This is a genomic window from Cognaticolwellia aestuarii (assembly GCF_002000025.1).
GTDB lineage: Bacteria > Pseudomonadota > Gammaproteobacteria > Enterobacterales > Alteromonadaceae > Cognaticolwellia > Cognaticolwellia aestuarii.
Genome location: NZ_MUZV01000005.1, coordinates 249,984 through 269,731 on the forward strand (window position 1 = coordinate 249,984; position 19,748 = coordinate 269,731).

The window sequence follows — 19,748 nt, forward strand, 5'->3', positions numbered from 1 at the left end:
ATTAGTTACGTATCATGCACGCCATGAACTTAAGTAATATTTATGAGCAAAAGAGCACCATTATGAATAAAACATTTATTATTGCCGCCATCCTCACTATCAGTTTAGTTATCACTGGCTGTGCAGATGAGTCTGCGCAAAAATCAGCACAAAAAACATTACAGCCTATTGATGTTGCAGAAGTATTAGTAAAGCCTGTGCAAAGCTGGCATACCTATACGACACGTTTAGAGTCACCTGAAGAAGTGGCACTTATGCCACGCGTATCAGGGGTTATCGAACACATCACGTTTAAAGAAGGCGATGAAGTAAAGCAAGGTGATTTATTATTTCAATTAGATGATCGCCCTTTCACCGCCGTAGTGGCGAGTTTAGAAGCACAAATACTCAGTGCTAAAGCCGCTTTAAATCAAGCTAAAAGCGAGGCAACACGTGCTATTCGCCTAACAGAGCGTAATGCCATTTCAACAGAGCAAGCACAGGCTCGCACTTCAACGTTACACCAACGTGAAGCGCAATTAGCGGCGTTACAAGCTCAATTAACCTCAGCGCAACTTGATTTGGAGTTTACTGCGGTTCGTTCTCCTATCGATGGTGTGATTTCGCGCGCTAACATTACTCGAGGTAATAATGTTCTTGCCGGCCAAAGCGTGCTTACGTCAATTGTGTCGAATAATGAAATGTATGCTTACTTTGATATTGATGAACGCACTTGGAATAGTTCATTTTCTGATGTTACTGCTGCTAGCAAGCAACAAGTAGTTATGCAAAAAGTAGGTCAGCAAAACTTTGCCCACCAAGGCTATATTAACTTTATTGATAACCGCATTAACGCGTCAACCGGAACATTGCGTGTACGAGCAATTTTTGAAGGTAAGCATGAGCAAGTAAATGACCCATTACGAGCCGGTTCTTTTGCCCGTATTAAACTCGCAGCTAACGCAATTACTGAACAAGTTATTGTGCCAGAGCGTGCTATAGGTACAGACTTAAAAAACCGTTTCGTACTGACTTTAGATAACAACAATGTACTTGCCTACAAGCTAGTAGAAATTGGCGAACGTTACGGAAAACTGCGTGCCATTACTGCCGGTTTAAGCGAAGGAGACATTATTGCCGTTAACGGACCAGCACGTGTTGGTCCAGGCATGCCTGTTAACCCGAATACCGTGACCATTGACAGCACGGATATCGCATTTACTTTATCTACCACTGATGATGCTAGCCTTGTTGCTAAGTACTAAGAGCTGAACATGAATTTTTCTCACTTTTTTATTCAACGCCCTATTTTTGCGGCGGTATTGTCGCTGATCATCTTGATCGGTGGTGGTATTTCATTATTTCAATTACCGGTTAGCGAGTACCCTGAAGTTGTACCACCAACGGTAGTCGTTACTGCCAGTTACCCAGGTGCCAACCCAACGGTTATTGCGCAAACGGTGGCAACACCGCTCGAGCAAGAAATTAATGGCACAGAAAACATGCTTTATATGTTTTCACAAGCAACTAGCGACGGTCGTATGACATTAACAGTTACCTTTGCCCTAGGTACTGATTTAGATCGAGCGCAAGTACAAGTACAAAACCGTGTAAACAGTGCCTTGCCGCGTTTACCTGAAGAAGTTCAACGCTTAGGTGTAGTAGCAGAGAAATCATCGCCGGATTTAACCATGGTGGTACATTTATATTCACCAGAAAAAACTCATGATACAGCCTACTTATCTAACTATGCCGATCTAAACATTAAAGATGAAATTGCTCGTTTATCGGGTGTTGGCGATATTCGTTTATTTGGTGGCGGTAAATACGCTATGCGTGTATGGCTAAATCCAGATGCCTTGGCATCACGTGAATTAACAGCAACAGATGTAGTAACAGCATTACGTGCTCAAAACCAACAAGTTGCTGCAGGTAGTTTAGGCGCGCAACCTATCTCTAACGATAGCCAATTTCAAATATTGTTAAACGTTAAAGGTCGTTTAAACAGTATCGAAGAATTTGAACAAGTCATTATCAAAGTAGGAGAGCAAGGCCAATTAACGCGTTTATCTGATATTGCTCGTGTTGAATTAGGTCAAGACTCATATTCACTTCGAGCTGAACTTGATAACCAACCAGCACTCGCTATGCCTATTTTCCAACGTCCGGGGTCAAACGCAATTGAGCTTTCTGATCAAGTACGTGAAACCATGGCGCGTTTAGCGAAAGACTTTCCTGCCGGTGTGGAATACGACATAGTTTACGACCCAACAGTTTTCGTTCGCGGCTCTATTGATGCGGTTATTACCACTTTATTAGAAGCAATTGCCTTAGTTGTTATTGTTGTTATCGTATTTTTACAAACCTGGCGCGCATCGATCATTCCATTAATTGCCGTACCTATTTCACTGATCGGTACCTTTGCTGTGATGCAATGGTTAGGAGTGTCGATTAATACCCTATCGCTATTTGGCTTAGTTTTAGCGATTGGTATCGTGGTCGATGATGCCATTGTGGTGGTGGAGAATGTCGAACGTAATATCGAAAAAGGCTTATCGCCACTAGAAGCAACGCGTGTTGCCATGAGCGAAGTAACCGGCCCTATTATTGCCATTGCCTTAGTATTAAGTGCGGTATTCATTCCAACCGCTTTTATTACCGGTTTATCAGGACAATTTTATAAACAATTTGCTTTAACTATCACGATTTCGACCATTATTTCAGCCTTTAACTCGCTGACACTATCACCAGCGTTGGCAGCTTTGTTATTAAAACCCCATGACGCAAAACCAGATGCCTTTACGCGTTTGTTGAATAAACTGTTTGGTCGTTGGTTATTTGAACCTTTTAACCGAGTATTTAATCGCGGTGCAAAAGGTTATGAGAAACTCGTACAAAAACTTATCCGTATGACTGTTGTGGTTATGGTGGCTTATATCGCGTTAGTAGGCGGTACAATTAAGTTGTTTGATGCTGTACCGGGTGGCTTTATTCCACAACAAGATAAACAGTATTTAGTTGCTATTGCTCAATTACCTGATGCCGCCAGCCTAGATCGTACGCAAGATGTACTGGCACAAATGCAAAAAATTGCTTTAGAAGTACCAGGTGTAGCCCATACGGTTGCCTTTCCCGGCTTATCCGTCAATGGTTTTACCAACAGCCCTAACAGCGGTATTGTTTTTACACCATTAGATGCTTTTGCCGATAGAACCGATCCAAGTCAATCTGCCATGGCGATTGCCGCGCAGTTAAATCAACGTTTTGCCGCTATTGATGAAGCATTTGTTGCGGTATTTCCACCACCGCCGATTCAAGGCTTAGGTACAACAGGTGGTTTTAAATTACAAATTGAAGACCGAGCAAACAAGGGGTTTGAAGCCTTATTTAATAGCCTACAAGCGGTTATTGGCAAGGCACAACAAGATCCTGCTTTAATGGGGCTGTACTCAAGCTTCCGTATCCAAGTACCACAAATGGATATTGATATTGATCGCGAACAAGCATTGATCCAAGGTATCCCATTGAATGAGGTATTTGACGCTTTACAGATTTACTTAGGCTCTGTTTATGTCAATGATTTCAACTTATTTGGCCGTACATACCAAGTTAATGCCCAAGCCGATGCTGACTATCGCCAAGACCCTGCGCAGATTTTGAACTTAAAAGTACGTAATCGTGCAGGTAACATGGTGCCACTTGGTTCAGTATTAACAGTAACGCCAACTATTGGTCCAGACCGTGTTATGCATTATAACGGTTACCCAAGTGCAGAACTTAATGGTAGCCCAGCACCAGGTTACAGTTCAGACCAAGCACAACAAGCTATTGAGAATGTATTAGCGAAAACACTGCCAGCCGGCATTGAATATGAATGGACCGAAGTTACCTATCAACAAGTACTTGCGGGTAACACTATGGTTTATATTTTCCCACTAGTGGTGCTATTAGTCTTTATGGTACTTGCCGCTCAATATGAGAGTTTACGCTTACCATTGGCGATCATTTTAATTGTTCCTATGACTATTTTCTCTGCCTTACTTGGCGTTTGGTTTGTCGGTTCAGATAATAATATATTTACCCAAATTGCTTTAATAGTGCTTGTTGCCTTGGCCTCGAAAAATGCGATATTGATGGTCGAATTTGCCAAAGATAGACACGACTCAGGTTTATCACATTTGGCAGCAATACTTGAAGCTTGTCGTATGCGTTTACGTCCAATATTGATGACCTCTATTGCCTTTACTGCCGGTGTTGTGCCATTAGTATTGGCAACTGGTGCCGGTGCAGAAATGCGTCATGCCATGGGTAACGCTGTATTCTCGGGCATGATTGGTGTCACGGTGTTTGGTTTATTGTTCACCCCTGTTTTTTACATGCTAGTTACCCGTAAAAGTGCAAAAGTGCAGGAGCTTTCTGATGATTAATTTACTACAGAAAAAGCTGAAAACCAGCCTAACTGCCCGTGCCATGCTGATAACTGTATTGTTATCTGGCTGTGCCAGTAAAATTGACACGGCAAATGAGCAAAGCTTGGTCAGTGACTTTGTCAATCAAGCTAATATTGCAGACGAGTTAAGTGGCCCCAGTGAAATTAACTGGTGGCAAAAACTCGACTCAAACCAACTTAATCAGTTAGTTAACGATGCTTTAGCTAATAACCATAACTTACAAACTAGTCAACTAACGCTGAAAAGTGCGTTAGCACGATTAGGAGAACAAAAAGCACAATACCTCCCGCAAGGGGGGATTGAAATTGGTGCTCAGCGCAATGGTTTAGGTGAGACAAACAGTCGTCAATCGAGTGCTAATTTAGCGCTCAATTGGCAACTGGATTTATTCGGTCGAATTACCGCTTTGGTTGATGCTGCAAATGCCTCAGCCATGAGCCAAGCTGAAAAAGTTCGCTTGTTACAAATTGAAATCGTTTCATCCGTGGTTAAAGGCTATGTAAGTTACCAAGGCAATGTTGAAAAACAACGTATTCTTGCTTTGCAAATAGCAGCCTTAAAACAAAGTATCGAGGTATTACAAGCCCGTGTTGAGGAAGGAGTTGCTAACGATCTCGACTTAAATCGAACAATAGCGCAATTAAAGCAACAACAAGCCTTAATGCCAGTAATTGAATACGCTAAGTTCAGAGATTTATCAACATTAGCGGTATTAACCGGTCGTTTAGTACAAGATTTAGCCTTGGCTAACGAGCAGGCTATTTTACAGCATGAATTTAGTGTTTCGTTAAATGAGCCCAATAAAGCAATCGCCCTTAGGCCAGATATTAGCCGTGCACTTTATGACTTTAGCCAAGCAAACAGCTTAAGTGTTTCAGCTAGCAAAGCGCTATTACCTGATATTAGTTTAACGAGTTTTGCTGGTGTCGTCAGTATTGGTAGCAATGGCTTTAGTGATACTCAGCAACAGTGGCAAATAGCACCACAATTACAGTGGTCACTGCTGAGTTACCCTGCTTTGTTGGCACAGCGTGATGCACAACAATTTTTAACACAAGCAGCCTATAGCGACTACCAACAAGTGGTACTAAGTGCATTAAATGAAAGTGAACTTGCATTACAGCTACTGTTAAGCCAAGCGCAGCAGCAACAGTTTTCTAAGCAACGTTATCACTTTGCTAACAAAGCATTCTTACAAGCAAATGCTATGTACGAAGAGGGGCAAATACCTTACTTAGAGTTGTTAGATGCGCGTCAGGATGTTTTAATAGCACAAGAAAATGCTGTTGATTCAACAATTTCATCCTTGCTTGCTAAAGTAAATGCTTACCAATCATTTAACGGGCAATGGAGTTATGCGTTAAGCACAACAAACAGATAGAGATATATTAATGCCAGATACTGATATTTTACCTAATGATATTATCGCTAAAACTATGCAAGCGATTGTTTTGCCCTGCGCCAATGAACAGATGCAATTAGAGCAAGTTCAGCTGAGTGTACCGCAATGTTGTGATAATGAATTGTTGGTTAAAATAGAGTATGTTGGCCTTAATCCTTTAGATGCACAGTACGCTAAAACAGGCTTTTGCCATTGGCGGTACCCACATATACTTGGCTTAGATGCCGTTGGTGTTGTTGTTAACGCTCCCAAAGGCATCTACCCTAACATTGGTGCTCGAGTTATGTGGCACGCTAGTATGGGCGATCAAGGCGTGCTCAGTGAATATGCTAAAGTACCAAACTATGCGGTATCTGTTATACCTGACAGTATTAATTCAGCGCACGCCGCGGCATTACCCTGCCCGGGCATGACAGCACTCATTTCACTCGAGAAATTACAAATTACTGAAGGTGATACCTTATTGATTGATGGTGGCGCTGGTGCCGTTGGTCAAATAGCCATTCAATTTGCCAAACAACGTGGTGCTGATGTTTTTACCACCGCAGCCAAACGTAACCATAAACTAGTTAGGTCATTAGGAGCTGACGTGGTTTTTGATTATCAAGATAGTAATCTTTGTCAAAAAATTCGCCGTGAATTAGGCCCGCAAGGTTTTGACGCAATACTTGATGCTATTGGTGGCGATGCAACGCAACGAAATATTGAATTAATGCGCTTTTGTGGCCGCATTGCCTGTTTAAAACCTTTACCGAATTTTGAACAAGAGCTGCTTTTTAGAAAAGCGCCTAACATCAGTATTGTATCGCTTGCTGGCGCTTGGCTTGCTAACAGCTTATGTGCACAACAACGCATGAGCTTTATGAGTAATTTGTTACTTGAAAACTTAGCGAAAGGTGACTTAGTTGTTCCTGATATTAGCTTAGTTGACTTTAATGCTGAGCAAATTTCTGCCGCACTGAATAAACAATTAGCGGGCGGTTTTACCGGTAAGCAAGTGGTTAAAGTCAGCTAAAAGATAGTGTTTTTTAAATGACTATTGCCAGATAAGCGTTATTCATCACTATATTTTGATAATAAACCAAGCGTTTACTTTGATTTATCTTGGTGTTTTATGACTTCATTCGATTTAAAAGAAAAGCTTTAAAGTCTCGACCAAACATCGGCCTGGCAATATGGTAGCCTTGCCCCAAGTTACAGCCAATTTCTTTTAACTTCTGATATTGCTCTTCTGTTTCAATGCCCTCGGCAGTGGTTTTTATTTTTAATGATTTTGCTAAATTCACGACTGCATCAAGTATCAATACTTTATTATTGACTTCGTTTAGGTCATCAACAAAACTTTTATCTATTTTCAAATAATCTAAAGAAAATTGATGTAAATAGCTAAGCGACGAAAAACCTGTACCGAAATCATCTAATGCAACAGGAATATTAATACTTTTCAAAATGGCCAAGTTCTTCTTCACCGCCTCAACATTCAAGATCAAGCTCTCTTCAGTAATTTCAACACACAAATGACGTGTAAAAGCGCCCGCTTTCTGATGTTCTGCTTGTAAATAGGTAATAAAGTCTTGCGATGCAAAACCTGATGTTGAAACATTAACATTAAGTTTAAAGTGTTCAGGTAACCAAGCCCCCCATTGGTTGAGGTTATTCAACGCTAACTTGAGCATATACAAATCTAATTGAATAATTTGTCCTGATTTTTCTAAAATGGGGATAAACACATCTGGAAACAACAGCCCCAATTTGGGGTGTTGCCAACGCACTAACACTTCAGCACCAATAACAGCATCAGTATTAAAGTCAATCAAGGGTTGATAACTACCAATAAATTCTTGATGTGTGATCGCATGATCAAAGTCATATTCAAGTTTCACATTGCTTGATTTTTTTTGTTCTTCAAGTGCTTCAAAAAACACATACTGGTTGCGCCCTTTTAACTTAGCTTGATACATTGCATGATCAGCATCAATCAACAACTGCTCTGCACTTTCACTGGTTTCGCTATAAGCTGCAATACCAATGCTTACGCTGCTAAAAATGGTTAAACCGTCAATATTAAAAGCTATCGTCATCGCGGAAATAATACTTTCAGTGATACGGCAAATAGCTTCATGGTCAATTTTTCCATAGAGCAATATGGCAAATTCGTCACCACCTAGTCGCGCCAAAGTGTCGGTGTTCCTTAATGTGCTGGTTATAGCTTTGACAATTTCAATCAGCAACTTATCGCCAACATGGTGGCCATAACTGTCATTAATTTGTTTAAATCTATCGACATCAATAAATAATATAGCGATATGGTCGAGGCGATTATTCTGGCAATGCAAAAAAGCATGTTGGATTCGATCTTGAAACAGTGAACGGTTAGGTAAATGGGTTAAGGGATCATGTAAGGCTAAAAACTGCAGTTTCTGCTGAGCTTCCATTCTTTCAATCGCATTATTGATGTGCTTGGCAACAAAAGATAATAGCTGTTTGTCTTTTTCTTGGAATAAAAAGTCAGTGCTGTAACTTTGTACAACCACAATACCTTTGCTATTCCCTTTACCAAAAGGCACGCCTAGCCATGCTTTTGGAATACTACCAAGAATATAAAGCTCTTTGTTATCAAGCATTCTTTGAATGTCTTTTTCATATAACAAAAAAGGTTTGTCTTTCGACAGTGTATAGCCGGTAATGCTTAAATTATTTGGATCAATAGCGACCTTTTCAAATATTTGTCCCTGGTCAAACTCATCAAAAGCATCTTGGTCTAATTCGTCAACCGCGTATGGAAATTCAATAGTTTTACCATTATCTTTAAGCAATGCGACAAAAAAGTTTTTGGCAAAAGTTAAACGACCAATACATTGGTGTAAGTGTCGATAAAACTCTCCAATAGTTTTAGTTTTAAAAGTCAGTTCAGCAATTTCAAATAATGCATCTTGAATTTTATTGGAATATTCTAAATTCTCAATTATCTCCTCTAAACCATCAACTTTAATAATTTGAGATATTTTTATCGCGGCAATCGAAGCTAATGCTGTTAAGGTTTTCTGATGAAATTCGGTGTAAAAATTGACTTGCGAACTTTCCGAGTCGATAACCCCTAATAATTGCTCTTTAAATAAAATGGGCACAGCCAATTCAGATAGCGTACGGTGATCATCAACAATAAAACTATCAAACTTACGGATGTCTTTTACTAAAATAGCTTTTTTAGTTGCCGCCACTTTACCAATAACACCTTGATTAAAAGGAATTACAATGCTGTTTTCTGAGGTATCGCGTATTGAATTGTTATTTGTATCGCCGGTGTTGTTTGGCGCTTTTTTATCAAAGCCCGACTTACGGCTTAGGGTTTCCCCTCCAGTATCTAAGGTGTAAATAACCGCATCATCAAAACCAAGTTTTTCAACAATATTTTGCGCTAAATATTGCCATACCTCATTGGGGGTATTAAGTAATAAAATATCGGTAGCAAATTGATTCGTAATCGTTAAGCTTTTTATAATTTGTGATTTAGATAGCTCGGACAAATTTTACTGCCTAAAAGTTATTGCAAAAATATAGGTCTTCGAACATTAACGGGTCAACTCGAAGCGTTTACTTTAAGTAGAACAAATTTTTAGCGCAGTGTCTATTTAACATAAAATTTTGATAAGGCTTTCAGGTGATTAACGTAAAAATATAAGTACTCTGAATTTGTTATTAACAAAAGTACGAGGGAATTTCTTAACTGTTTTTATTGGAATACAACAAAAAAAGGCAATAACATAAAGCGTTAATGCCTTTAACCTAATCTAACTTGACCCAACTAAACTAAACTAAACTAAACTAAACTAAACTAAACTAAACTAAACTAAACTAAAGCAAACTAAAAACGGCCTGGCAAATTATTCACCAATTACCTTAGCTTTTACTGGTTTTAAGCTTACTAAGCACATTCTCTAACGCGATAATATCAGTATTAATTATCATTGCACTTTGCTTAGAAGCTTCAGATAAAACCAACACTTCCTTAGTGGCATCTCCAACAATCACCATATTTCTATTTAGCTCTTCAGACACTTGGCTTTGTTCTTCTGCAGCAGCGGCAATTTGAATAATATGCTGAGTAACTTCGCCTATTTGACTAACCGTTTCTTTCATTTTAACGAAAGCGGCATTAGATTTAGATGCTGCCACCTGCGCCTTTTCAGTACCTTGCTCAATAAGATTCACTGTCGTAGTAACTTCTTCTTGTAGTGAAGAGATGACTTGCGATATTTCATCAACAGAGTCTGCCGTTTTTGATGCTAGAGCTCGTACTTCATCTGCAACGACACTGAAACCTCGACCATGATCGCCGGCTCTGGCGGCTTCAATTGCTGCATTTAAAGCCAGTAAGTTGGTTTGATCAGCAATAGCACTAATAACGTCGAGTATTTTTCTGATATCTTCGCTGCGCATTGAAACTGCTTTTACCGCATCTGTAGCGGTTGCCATCTCGTTTGACAAGGTAGTAATTTCAGTTGTTGCCAAAGAAACATCTGACTCAGTGCCTTTAATAGAATGACTTGCAGCATCAGCATTGGTAGCGGCATTAGATGCAGTTGTGGCAACTTCAGATGCCGTAGCTGACATCTCAGTAATGGCCGTGACAATGCTATTAACTTCCATTTCTTGCAGTGATATTTGTGCATGGGTTTGTTCCGCGTTGTGCTTACTTTCTTCACTTTGCTCAAGTACCATTTGCCCAGATTTTTTTGCTTGCTCTAATAAATCTCTAACGGTTTCTCTAAACTGGTTAAAGGCAACACTCAAGCTAATTAGCTCAGCATGTGAATGCACCTGAAGCTCTTGCGTTAGGTCACCACCTTGGCCAGCAAGTTCAGCCATTTTATCTGCTACAGCTTTTACTGGCTTAACAATACTGCGAGTAAAGAAATTCACCAAAATTAGAGCGAGAATAGTAGAAACTAAAGCTAGTACAAGAAAACTGATTAATATTTCATGAATAATTTCAGTAATACCATTCGATATTTTAGCTACGGGTGACATAGCCACATTAATATCAATACCAACAATTAAGTGCCACTCATTACCAGCAACATTTATTTTAATTGGCCGAACCACATATAATAAATCATCAATAACAATCGATTTATTTTGCCCCGAAATACTCATTAGCTCTGCACTACTGCTAAACACTTCTTTAATGGGCCTTGCCAAGTTATCCTCTTGCTCAGTTGCCGCAGCCAAAAAGCCGTCCTGACTAACAATTAATACACTTGCTTTTCCGCCATATAGTGACGCTTTTAATTGCTGGGCTTTTTCTTGCAATATGGGTAAATTAAGATCAGAACCAACCACCCCTCTAAACTCGCCATTAGCAATAACAGGCACAACTAAACTCGTCATCAGTTCCGTATAACCAGGTCTGATTTCATATTTATAAGGGTTACTAATACAGGGCTTTAAATTTTCTTTAGAGCACAGATACCATTGTGCAGCACGATTACCAAACTCATCTAACGTTTCATCATATTTTTCTGCTGAATCGTCAACAATTTGCTGCGATATCAGGTTACCTTGCTCACGAAAAAAATAAACTTCTAAACTGCCAGCACCCGCAACTGAATGTGTATAACCTGTGGCGAAACTTGCATCCTTACCGTCAAACTGATCAGCATCAAATTGTGCATACATTGATGAAACTTTACTATACGACAAGCTATTTTTTACCATAGCTTCAACTTGCCCACGACTATAAGGCTCAGGTAGCTTGCCTTCGATACTCGCAGCGAGTTGTTTCGCTAACTTGTAAGGGTAGACGTAGTTTTCATTGAAAACACTAGAGATATCAGCAGCAATGGCACTCGACTTGGCGGCAACTGTTTGCTCAATTTGAGCTCGAACTTCTGTGCTAACCTCAGAAACAATGTCTTTTTCTGCATCATTTAAGGATATTGAACTCACTAGAATGAAACTTAATGACATTAAAATCAACAAGCCTCCAACCACTAGCAATAACTTCAAAGATAAGCTTTTCTTTTGTAATAACATTTAACAACCTCAAATAAGATCAGGTATTAGTAAACACACCATGACACTTCAGTATGTAGAATTTCAGCTAAAAAACGATATAGATAAGGTATTGATTGAGGAACATAGTTACTCTGGACAACTGTGCACTGTGCTATTTGAATTCGCACAGCTCCATAGCATCTCATATCTCATTTTCATCAGCCCTTTGTGAAAAAGTATTATATTTATATATCATAAACATAACTAACCATAGTTAGAGAAAGTCATTCTCGCCATATAAATTAGGCTTTGTTTATCCAAAATAGCAAAAAATATTCAGAGTCAACTGAGTGATTGTTAATGTCGCATAAAAAAACTAATAACATTGATATTATTAGCCTTTTATAACATCAGTAAATTGAATCAACTCGTGATTTTTTAGAGGCTTTATAAATGGTATCTTCCTATTAAGACCAAAAGATTTATTCTAATACAACAATATCTTTTTCTTGTTGGTTAGGGGTCGTAAATAAACGCTGACTACCATCAGCACTAACATCAATTATTTTATCAAATATGGTCGGTAATGTACTGAGGTATGTTGCTTGCTTTCCTTTCATATCAACCTGCCATAACTCTTTGCTTGTTGTTCCGTTATCAGCTTCATAATTTAGTTGAAATAGCACTCCATCACCAGTAGAGGCTGAGGCAACAATCTTGTGATCATCACTTGCTTTATAGAGAACAAGCTCATTATTTTTTATGACTTTTATAATGCTATTCTCTTTAATGATAACAAGTTCGTCTTCTACTAAATGAGCATAATTGATATTCCCACTTGTTATTTGAGTTAACTTATTAGTGTCTAAATTATATTTAGTAACAGTAATACCTTTGTCACTCCTATAATCGGTTAACAAGGCATTTTCCTTTTGATACCAAGCATAAACATATGAAAGATTTTTCGATTTTTCTATGGAGCTGATTTTTTTAGTTGATGGGTCAATAAACAATAATTTCGTGCCTAAATTTATTAAAACTGTTTTGCCGTCATTTGACCACAGCGGTGCGCTATCTATACTTTGGCGATTTTTATTAGCATAAAGTAATTCAGTTGTTCCCGCGTGATAGAAATAAACTTGTTGGTACCCAGCATTCTCAGATAAATAAACAATGCCAGTCCCGCCAGGCGAAATATCTGCACTTGAGTCTATTGCATTTGAGTTCGCGACTGTTGTTAACTCGTTATTGTCATTAGCCGACTGAAGTAACAAGTCTACATCTGTCATCGATAAAACCAGGGCTATTTTATCTCCTTGACTATTAAAACTTGGGCTCTCTATATCTCTAAAATTTAACCAATCAATGACTTGTACATCACCTTTCAAACTAAGAAGTTTTAGCTCTCTTATATCGGTAAGCAAGAGGTGTTCACCTAATGGGTGCCAGCTTATTTGTGTATAAACGGGCAAATTAGCTATTAAGGGCATCAGTGACTTATCTTTAAGAGTAAGTAGCTTAATATCAGTTTGAAAGTTTTTTCCGTACCCTGATAATGCCAGAGTATTGTTATCGGGGGATAAGCTCATATCATAGGGCATAAAGTTATTATTTTGTTGCCAAATCAAATGAGCAGTCTTTGTCATCAGATCAACAGAATGTATTGTAGCTTTTGTTGAGACTAAATCTTCATTTGGATAAGACAGATAATACAGGTGATTGTTCTTCCCCCATTGTATTGACCCTATATGCTTATTACTTTGAAAACGATAGATAACGTTTGCACTTAATGGCTTAGACATCGATTTCGGAAGATCAAAATACCCCAGTTCAAAACCACTGTTGACTTTACTAATATATGCTATTGCTTTGCCATCGCTTGACCAAGTTAACGATAAAAATTCTTGGCTATCCTTACTCAACCGATATTCCTTTTTTGTGGCTAAATGCTTTATCCACAAGTGTGTTTGATGTTCATTTTCTATTCGAATAAATACAGCAGTGTCACTCACTGGGGAAAGCTTAGGTTGATACTCAAAAGATTGTGTTGAAGTGATGGGAGTCAACTCACTAAATTGCGTTTTAACAACTGAGGGGCTGTATGCTTTCCACAAAATACAGCCTAATAAAACAAAGCTGATAAAATAGATGCATTGATAAAACATGCTTTTTGCGCTTTTATTAACAGCTCGCTTATCTTTTGAAAAGATGTTTGTAACCGCTAAGCGATTTTCTGCTCCAGTTGATTGCAATTTTTTTAAAGGCAGATCAGTAAGTTGTTCGACTTCGAGCTTTAAGCTATAACCACGCTTTGGGTGCGTATGAATAATAGACTGTTTTTTTGCATCATCGCCTAATGCTTTTCTTAGCTGCGCAATACAACGAAGAACTGAACCGGAACTAAATAAGCTATTTGGCCAAAGAGCTTCAAATAGTTCTTGTTGGCTCACGACGTCACCTTGATGTAGAGCTAAATGATGAAGAACATCCATTACTTTGGGTTCTAATAATATTGTGCGACCCAAAATATCCAGTTGATTACGTTTCACATCAACATGATATTCACCAATTTTAAATTTTTCCAACACTTTACTTCCTTTTTACAGCGAAAAAATAAAACTTATCTCATTGATTTAATTAGACATCATGTTTTAATCATAAAAAAATATCATCTTCATCATCGCCTGTATTTTTTATTGAGGTATAAACAGTGGCAATAATTTTTTGCATTTTATCAGGTAAAAGTTCGTACAAAAACTATTTAATTTTTCAATGAATTTGACCTAAAAATACAGATAACCAATACAACAATAAGGCTATAAAAAAACGATGCTTAAATATCATATTAAAGTAACACTGCTCGTCATAGTGTACTTAACAGCAACTATGGCTCAAGCGATTGTGATTCGACACGACATTGACGATAAGGATTATCAAAAGCTAGCAGAAAGATATAAAGACTCAATAACTTATAATGATGGCTGCGTTGGTACAGTTATAGATCCCTCATGGGTACTCACCGCAGCGCACTGCGTTACTCCTAAAGAGCAACGCCCTCTTTTTATCGAACACTTAGGAAAAAAATACCCCGTTGAATTGATCAAAGTACATCCAAAAAACAACATCGAAACAAATGCTTATGATATGGCATTATTACGGTTAAAGTGGCCAATGAATAACTCGCGACCAGCCCTACTTTATCCTTTGTCTGATGAACAGGGTAAGCAAGTCACTTTCGTTGGTAATGGTAATTTTGGCAACGGTATTAAAGGGATCATAAGTACTAAAGCTATACTCAGAGCCGCGACAAATATCATAACAAGGACTAGCCCAAGCCAATTATCCTTCACATTTGACAAGCCAGAGCATGCTCTTAGGTTAGAAGGTATAAGTGGTCCTCACGATAGTGGCGGACCGGCGTTTATTGAACAAGATAACAAGCTTTATATTGCTGGTGTTAGCTCTTGGCAAGAGAATCAAGGTATAGAGGGTATTTATGGCGTAACGGAATATTATGCCAGAGTGTCAACCCAACAGCAGTGGATTAAAAATGTATTGCAAGAATATAAGACGACTCCTGCTATGCAGCACGCATTATTAGTAGCGATTAAAACGGCCTCAGTCGACACGCTAAAAAAACAGTTCTCTCAACATCCCACGTGGAAAAATAACACCAATTTAACCAAAGAACTGCTTATTCAACTTATTTATCAATTACCTCCTGAGAGATCTCGAAAAGTCATCAATGCTGTACCTGAGTTAGCGACTTTAACACTTAATAATATCAGCTTGCCCAGTTACGTTATTGAGCAAGGAAATTGGCTGTTATTTGATGCTTTAATTGATCTAGGTATCAATATTCATGAGAAGAATATTTATGGTGAATCCTATTTAACGCAATTATTAATGCTATACCCTCAAGCATTAGCATTATCTCCATTACTCGATAAATTATTAAAAAATAACTTAGATATTAACGCCAGAGATGAACGAGGAAATACTGCCTTAGCTTTAGCCACCTATTTAGCTAATCGTGATAATAATTTAGAACGTGTGCAGTTATTGCTTGAAAAAAATGCGGATCCTAACATTGGTGATTTAGAAAGCTACACCCCTTTAATGTACATAGCTAGCGTTGGGAACACCGAGCTAGCAGCTTTGTTTTTAAAGTTCGGTGCAAAAATTGATTTAAAAGATAGCACAGGGAAAAGTGCGCTAGGTCACTTGAGAGAACATAATCGAGAGGTCTTAATACCATTACTAACTAAAAGCTAACTAAAAAAGGGTAATAACATCGCTGTTATTACCCTTTATAATTGACTACATTACCATCAACTAGTGATTTTCAGACACCATATTAACCGTGTACTTAGGAATTTCTACCACTAGGTCTTCATCGCCAACCAAAGCTTGACAACCAAGGCGAGAATCGGGCTCTAAGCCCCAAGCTTTATCAAGCATGTCGTCTTCTAACTCGTCACTTTCAGCGATAGAGTCAAAGCCTTCACGAATGATCATATGGCAAGTCGTGCATGCACAAACTTTTTCACAGGCGTGTTCAACACCAATATCATTTTTAAGTGCTACATCTAAAACGCTTTCGCCTTTTTCAGCTTGTACTACTGCACCGTCAGGGCAAAGATCTTCATTGGGTAAAAATATTATTTGTGGCATTTAACTAAACCTCGTCAACTGAATGGCCAGAAAGTGCTGTTTTAATGGAGGAGTCCATTCTACGTTCAGCAAATAGGGCGGTGCTATTATTTAATGTTTCTATTGCCGATTCAACTTCATCGGCATTACCTGTTTGGCTTATTTGTGCAAGTGCTGTGATGGCATGATTAATTTCGCCAATTTCAGCTTCGTTAAGCAACGCACTATCAACAACAAGCGCTGCTTGAATTGATTCAATCACGCGTGACGCTTCAACTTGCTGCTCTTTTAACATTCGCGCTTGCATGTCTTGCTCTGCATTTTCCATCGAGTCTTTCAGCATTTTAGTGATTTCTTGCTCTTCTAGACCAAAGCTAGGTTTTACGGTAATACTAGACTCAACACCGGTTGATTTTTCCATTGCTGAAACTTCAAGCAAACCATCAGCATCAACTTTAAAGGTTACCCTAATATGGGCTGCACCGGCAGTCATTGCAGGGATACCACGAAGCTCAAACCGTGCTAACGAACGACAATCATCAACTAGCTCACGTTCACCTTGTAAAACGTGCACAGCCATTGCCGTTTGCCCATCTTTAAAAGTGGTGAACTCTTGTGCTTTTGCGACAGGAATAGTGGTGTTACGGGTAATCACCTTTTCAACTAGGCCTCCCATAGTTTCCAAACCCAAAGATAAAGGAATAACATCAAGTAGCAGCATATCACTATCAGGCTTGTTGCCCGCTAAAATATCGGCTTGAATTGCTGCACCTATGGCAACCACTTTATCAGGGTCAATTGAGGTTAGTGGCTTTTGCTTGAAAAAGTCTTCAACTTCTTGGCGTACTAAAGGAACACGAGTTGATCCCCCTACCATCACAACTTCAATAACATCATCAATGACTAGCTCAGCATCTTTTACTGCGCGTCGACAAGCACGTAGTGTTTTCTTCACTAGTGGCGCGATCAGTTGTTCAAAGTCACCACGCGTGAGGTTTTCAGACCACACTTTTCCTTCAGACAATGTCAGTGATACTTCGACACTATCGTTTGCTGACAACTGCTCTTTAGCCAAGCATGCTTGCTGAGTTAATTGGCGTTCCAAAGATGTCGATAACGGGCGAACTAGCCCCGCTTTAGCAATAAGATGATCAACAAGTACGCCGTCAAAATCGTCACCACCGAGTGCAGAATCGCCACCGGTTGCTAACACTTCAAATACGCCTTTATTTAAACGCAGTATTGAAATATCAAAAGTACCACCACCTAAATCATAAACGGCAACAACCCCTTCTTGACCACTATCCAAACCGTAAGCAACGGCAGCTGCAGTAGGTTCATTTAATAAGCGTAATACGTTAACACCGGCTAGCTTAGCTGCATCTTTGGTACTGTGACGCTGAGCATCATCAAAGTATGCCGGCACAGTGATCACCACGCCAGTAAGTTCTCCGCCAAGCGATAACTCTGCACGCTTAACCAATGTTTTAAGAACTTCTGCTGACACTTGTACTGGGTTAACATCACCAGTACGAGTCGATATTGAAGGATGGTTTTCATCACCAGAAAACGCATAAGGTAGTGAAGCATACTTAGTGCTAATATCGGTTTTAGAACGGCCTATAAGACGCTTAGCCGATACGATAGTATTTTCAGGATCACTTACTGCGAAATTTTTTGCTTGATGCCCTACCAAAATCTCATCACGTTGGTAGCTAACAACAGAGGGCAAAATGTCAATACCATTAGCGTCAGCAATTGTTTCAGCTAGGCCACTTTTGACACTGGCAATTAAAGAATTTGTGGTACCAAGGTCGATGCCAGCAGCAAGTCGATGTTCGTGAGGAACGGTACTTTGTCCGGGTTCAGCGATTTGTAATAATGCCATTGTAAAAGCTCGTTAGGTAATAGTTTTACGAATTTTTTATTAATAGCTGCATTGGTGTTATCGAATAATTAAATGCAGCTATAAACGGGTTAATTTTCAGCTTAATCGTCTAACAACTGTTCTTCGAGTTTATCCAACTCAACATGTAGTTTCTGATAAAACTTAAGTTTTCTTAAATTATCACAAGCCAGATGATTAGATTCAGCGCTATTATCAGCCAATTGACTTTGCAGTTGATTAAATAACTGCTGGAATTCTGACTCAAATACTTGAGAAACTTCAAACACTGCTGAATCAATATCATCAGCGTGCTTAACTTCGGCAAGCATTTCTCGCAATTCCATTTGACGCATTAAAAAACTGACATCGCCAAAAGAGGCTTGTTCACTAGGCATATTAACGCCGCGCAACTCTAAAAGATATTGCGCACGTTTTAGTGGATTTTTTAATGTTTGGTAGGCGTCATTAATCAGCGTAGATTTTTTTACCGCTAACATTTGCTCTTGGCTTGATGCATGAGCAAAACGGTCAGGATGCACTTTTTTCTGTAATGTTTGATAAAGTGTTGAAAGCCTAGTTAAGTCAATAGTAAACTGAACTTCTAAACCAAATAATTGAAAATAATTCACAACCACTCCAGTGAAACTAATCACTCATTAAACATTAAAGCTTTCACCACAACCACATTCGCCTTTAGCGTTTGGATTGGTGAATTTAAAGCCTTCGTTCAAACCTTCTTTAACAAAATCAAGTTCGATACCATCAAGGTAAACCAAGCTCTTGCCATCAATAATAATATTACAATCATTAATGGAAAACATGGTGTCATCTTCATTTAGCTCATCGACAAATTCAAGTACATAAGCTAAACCAGAACAACCCGTTGTTTTAATACCTAATCGTAAACCAAGGCCTTTGCCTCGGTTTTCGATAAACGATTTTACCCTGTCAGATGCTGCAGGCGTCATCGTTACACTCATAGCCGACCTCCAGCTTAGTCTTGGTGCTTACTGCGGTAATCTTCAATTGCTGCTTTGATAGCATCTTCTGCTAAAATCGAGCAATGAATTTTCACTGGTGGTAAGGCAAGCTCTTCTGCAATGGCAGTGTTCTTGATTTCACCCGCTTCATCAATTGATTTACCTTTAACCCACTCTGTTACCAATGAGCTTGACGCTATTGCAGAACCACAACCATAAGTCTTAAATTTCGCATCTTCGATAATACCGTCAGCTGAAATTTTAAGTTGCAACTTCATCACGTCACCACATGCTGGTGCGCCAACCATACCCGTAGCAACTTGTGGATCGTTTTTATCTAAAGAACCAACGTTGCGTGGATTTTCATAATGATCAATTACTTTTTCGCTATAAGCCAT

13 protein-coding genes are annotated in these 19,748 nt (G+C 39.0%); 5 read left to right on the plus strand and 8 right to left on the minus strand.

The window, feature by feature from the left end; all coding sequences use genetic code 11:
- Positions 1 to 62 precede the first annotated feature (62 nt).
- From B0169_RS09765 to B0169_RS09780, 4 genes are read left to right on the plus strand one after another with little or no spacing between them, the layout of a single operon-like run.
- Positions 63 to 1,244, plus strand: a complete 1,182-nt coding sequence (locus B0169_RS09765; protein WP_077285873.1) for an efflux RND transporter periplasmic adaptor subunit — start codon at positions 63 to 65, stop codon at positions 1,242 to 1,244.
- A gap of 9 nt (positions 1,245 to 1,253) precedes the next feature.
- The gene (locus tag B0169_RS09770; protein ID WP_077285783.1) at positions 1,254 to 4,406 is read left to right on the plus strand and encodes an efflux RND transporter permease subunit; all 3,153 of its coding nucleotides are present in this window, start codon (positions 1,254 to 1,256) and stop codon (positions 4,404 to 4,406) included.
- The gene (locus B0169_RS09775; protein WP_077285784.1) at positions 4,399 to 5,811 is read left to right on the plus strand and encodes a TolC family protein; all 1,413 of its coding nucleotides are present in this window, start codon (positions 4,399 to 4,401) and stop codon (positions 5,809 to 5,811) included. The genes B0169_RS09770 and B0169_RS09775 overlap by 8 nt, the downstream gene beginning before the upstream one ends.
- Positions 5,812 to 5,821: 10 nt before the next feature.
- Positions 5,822 to 6,847 (plus strand): zinc-binding dehydrogenase, encoded by a 1,026-nt coding sequence (locus tag B0169_RS09780; protein ID WP_077285785.1) that lies wholly within the window; start codon positions 5,822 to 5,824, stop codon positions 6,845 to 6,847.
- Positions 6,848 to 6,944: 97 nt separating this feature from the next.
- Here the strand turns inward: B0169_RS09780 and B0169_RS09785 are convergent, their stop codons facing one another.
- From B0169_RS09785 to B0169_RS09795, 3 genes are all read right to left on the minus strand, one after another.
- Complete coding sequence (locus B0169_RS09785; protein WP_077285786.1) at positions 6,945 to 9,359, minus strand: bifunctional diguanylate cyclase/phosphodiesterase; 2,415 nt, start codon at positions 9,357 to 9,359, stop codon at positions 6,945 to 6,947.
- A gap of 373 nt (positions 9,360 to 9,732) precedes the next feature.
- A complete protein-coding gene (locus B0169_RS09790) occupies positions 9,733 to 11,868 on the minus strand; it encodes a methyl-accepting chemotaxis protein (RefSeq protein ID WP_077285787.1) in 2,136 nt (711 codons plus the stop codon).
- 443 nt (positions 11,869 to 12,311) lie between these two features.
- Positions 12,312 to 14,414 carry a winged helix-turn-helix domain-containing protein gene (locus tag B0169_RS09795; RefSeq protein ID WP_143323501.1) on the minus strand — a complete coding sequence of 701 codons (2,103 nt, stop codon included), beginning with the start codon at positions 14,412 to 14,414 and terminating at the stop codon, positions 12,312 to 12,314.
- A 244-nt stretch (positions 14,415 to 14,658) separates the two neighbouring features.
- Between B0169_RS09795 and B0169_RS09800 the strand changes: the two genes are divergently transcribed.
- Positions 14,659 to 16,104: an ankyrin repeat domain-containing protein gene (locus B0169_RS09800; RefSeq protein ID WP_077285789.1), complete on the plus strand. Its 1,446-nt coding sequence runs from the start codon at positions 14,659 to 14,661 to the stop codon at positions 16,102 to 16,104.
- 60 nt (positions 16,105 to 16,164) lie between these two features.
- Here the strand turns inward: B0169_RS09800 and fdx are convergent, their stop codons facing one another.
- The 5 genes from fdx to iscU form a co-directional block, all read right to left on the minus strand.
- The gene (gene fdx / locus B0169_RS09805; RefSeq protein ID WP_077285790.1) at positions 16,165 to 16,503 is read right to left on the minus strand and encodes an ISC system 2Fe-2S type ferredoxin; all 339 of its coding nucleotides are present in this window, start codon (positions 16,501 to 16,503) and stop codon (positions 16,165 to 16,167) included.
- A gap of 4 nt (positions 16,504 to 16,507) precedes the next feature.
- On the minus strand, positions 16,508 to 18,370 hold the full coding sequence (gene hscA, locus B0169_RS09810) for a Fe-S protein assembly chaperone HscA (protein ID WP_077285791.1): 1,863 nt from the start codon (positions 18,368 to 18,370) through the stop codon (positions 16,508 to 16,510).
- Between the two features lie 101 nt (positions 18,371 to 18,471).
- Entirely contained in the window at positions 18,472 to 18,999 is a 528-nt protein-coding gene (gene hscB, locus B0169_RS09815) for a co-chaperone HscB (RefSeq protein ID WP_077285792.1), read from the minus strand.
- A 27-nt stretch (positions 19,000 to 19,026) separates the two neighbouring features.
- Positions 19,027 to 19,350, minus strand: coding sequence for an iron-sulfur cluster assembly protein IscA (gene iscA / locus B0169_RS09820; RefSeq protein ID WP_077285793.1), 324 nt, complete (start codon positions 19,348 to 19,350; stop codon positions 19,027 to 19,029).
- A 14-nt stretch (positions 19,351 to 19,364) separates the two neighbouring features.
- Positions 19,365 to 19,748, minus strand: coding sequence for a Fe-S cluster assembly scaffold IscU (gene iscU / locus B0169_RS09825; protein ID WP_077285794.1), 384 nt, complete (start codon positions 19,746 to 19,748; stop codon positions 19,365 to 19,367).

Bases quoted from the DNA above. Each gene is read 5' to 3' on its own strand.
- B0169_RS09770 (WP_077285783.1), top strand. From the start codon at position 1,254: ATGAATTTTTCTCACTTTTTTATTCAACGCCCTATTTTTGCGGCGGTA.
- iscA (WP_077285793.1), bottom strand. From the start codon at position 19,350: ATGAGTGTAACGATGACGCCTGCAGCATCTGACAGGGTAAAATCGTTT.
- B0169_RS09780 (WP_077285785.1), top strand. From the start codon at position 5,822: ATGCCAGATACTGATATTTTACCTAATGATATTATCGCTAAAACTATG.
- iscU (WP_077285794.1), bottom strand. From the start codon at position 19,748: ATGGCTTATAGCGAAAAAGTAATTGATCATTATGAAAATCCACGCAAC.
- B0169_RS09790 (WP_077285787.1), bottom strand. From the start codon at position 11,868: ATGTTATTACAAAAGAAAAGCTTATCTTTGAAGTTATTGCTAGTGGTT.
- B0169_RS09775 (WP_077285784.1), top strand. From the start codon at position 4,399: ATGATTAATTTACTACAGAAAAAGCTGAAAACCAGCCTAACTGCCCGT.
- B0169_RS09800 (WP_077285789.1), top strand. From the start codon at position 14,659: ATGCTTAAATATCATATTAAAGTAACACTGCTCGTCATAGTGTACTTA.
- hscA (WP_077285791.1), bottom strand. From the start codon at position 18,370: ATGGCATTATTACAAATCGCTGAACCCGGACAAAGTACCGTTCCTCAC.
- B0169_RS09765 (WP_077285873.1), top strand. From the start codon at position 63: ATGAATAAAACATTTATTATTGCCGCCATCCTCACTATCAGTTTAGTT.
- fdx (WP_077285790.1), bottom strand. From the start codon at position 16,503: ATGCCACAAATAATATTTTTACCCAATGAAGATCTTTGCCCTGACGGT.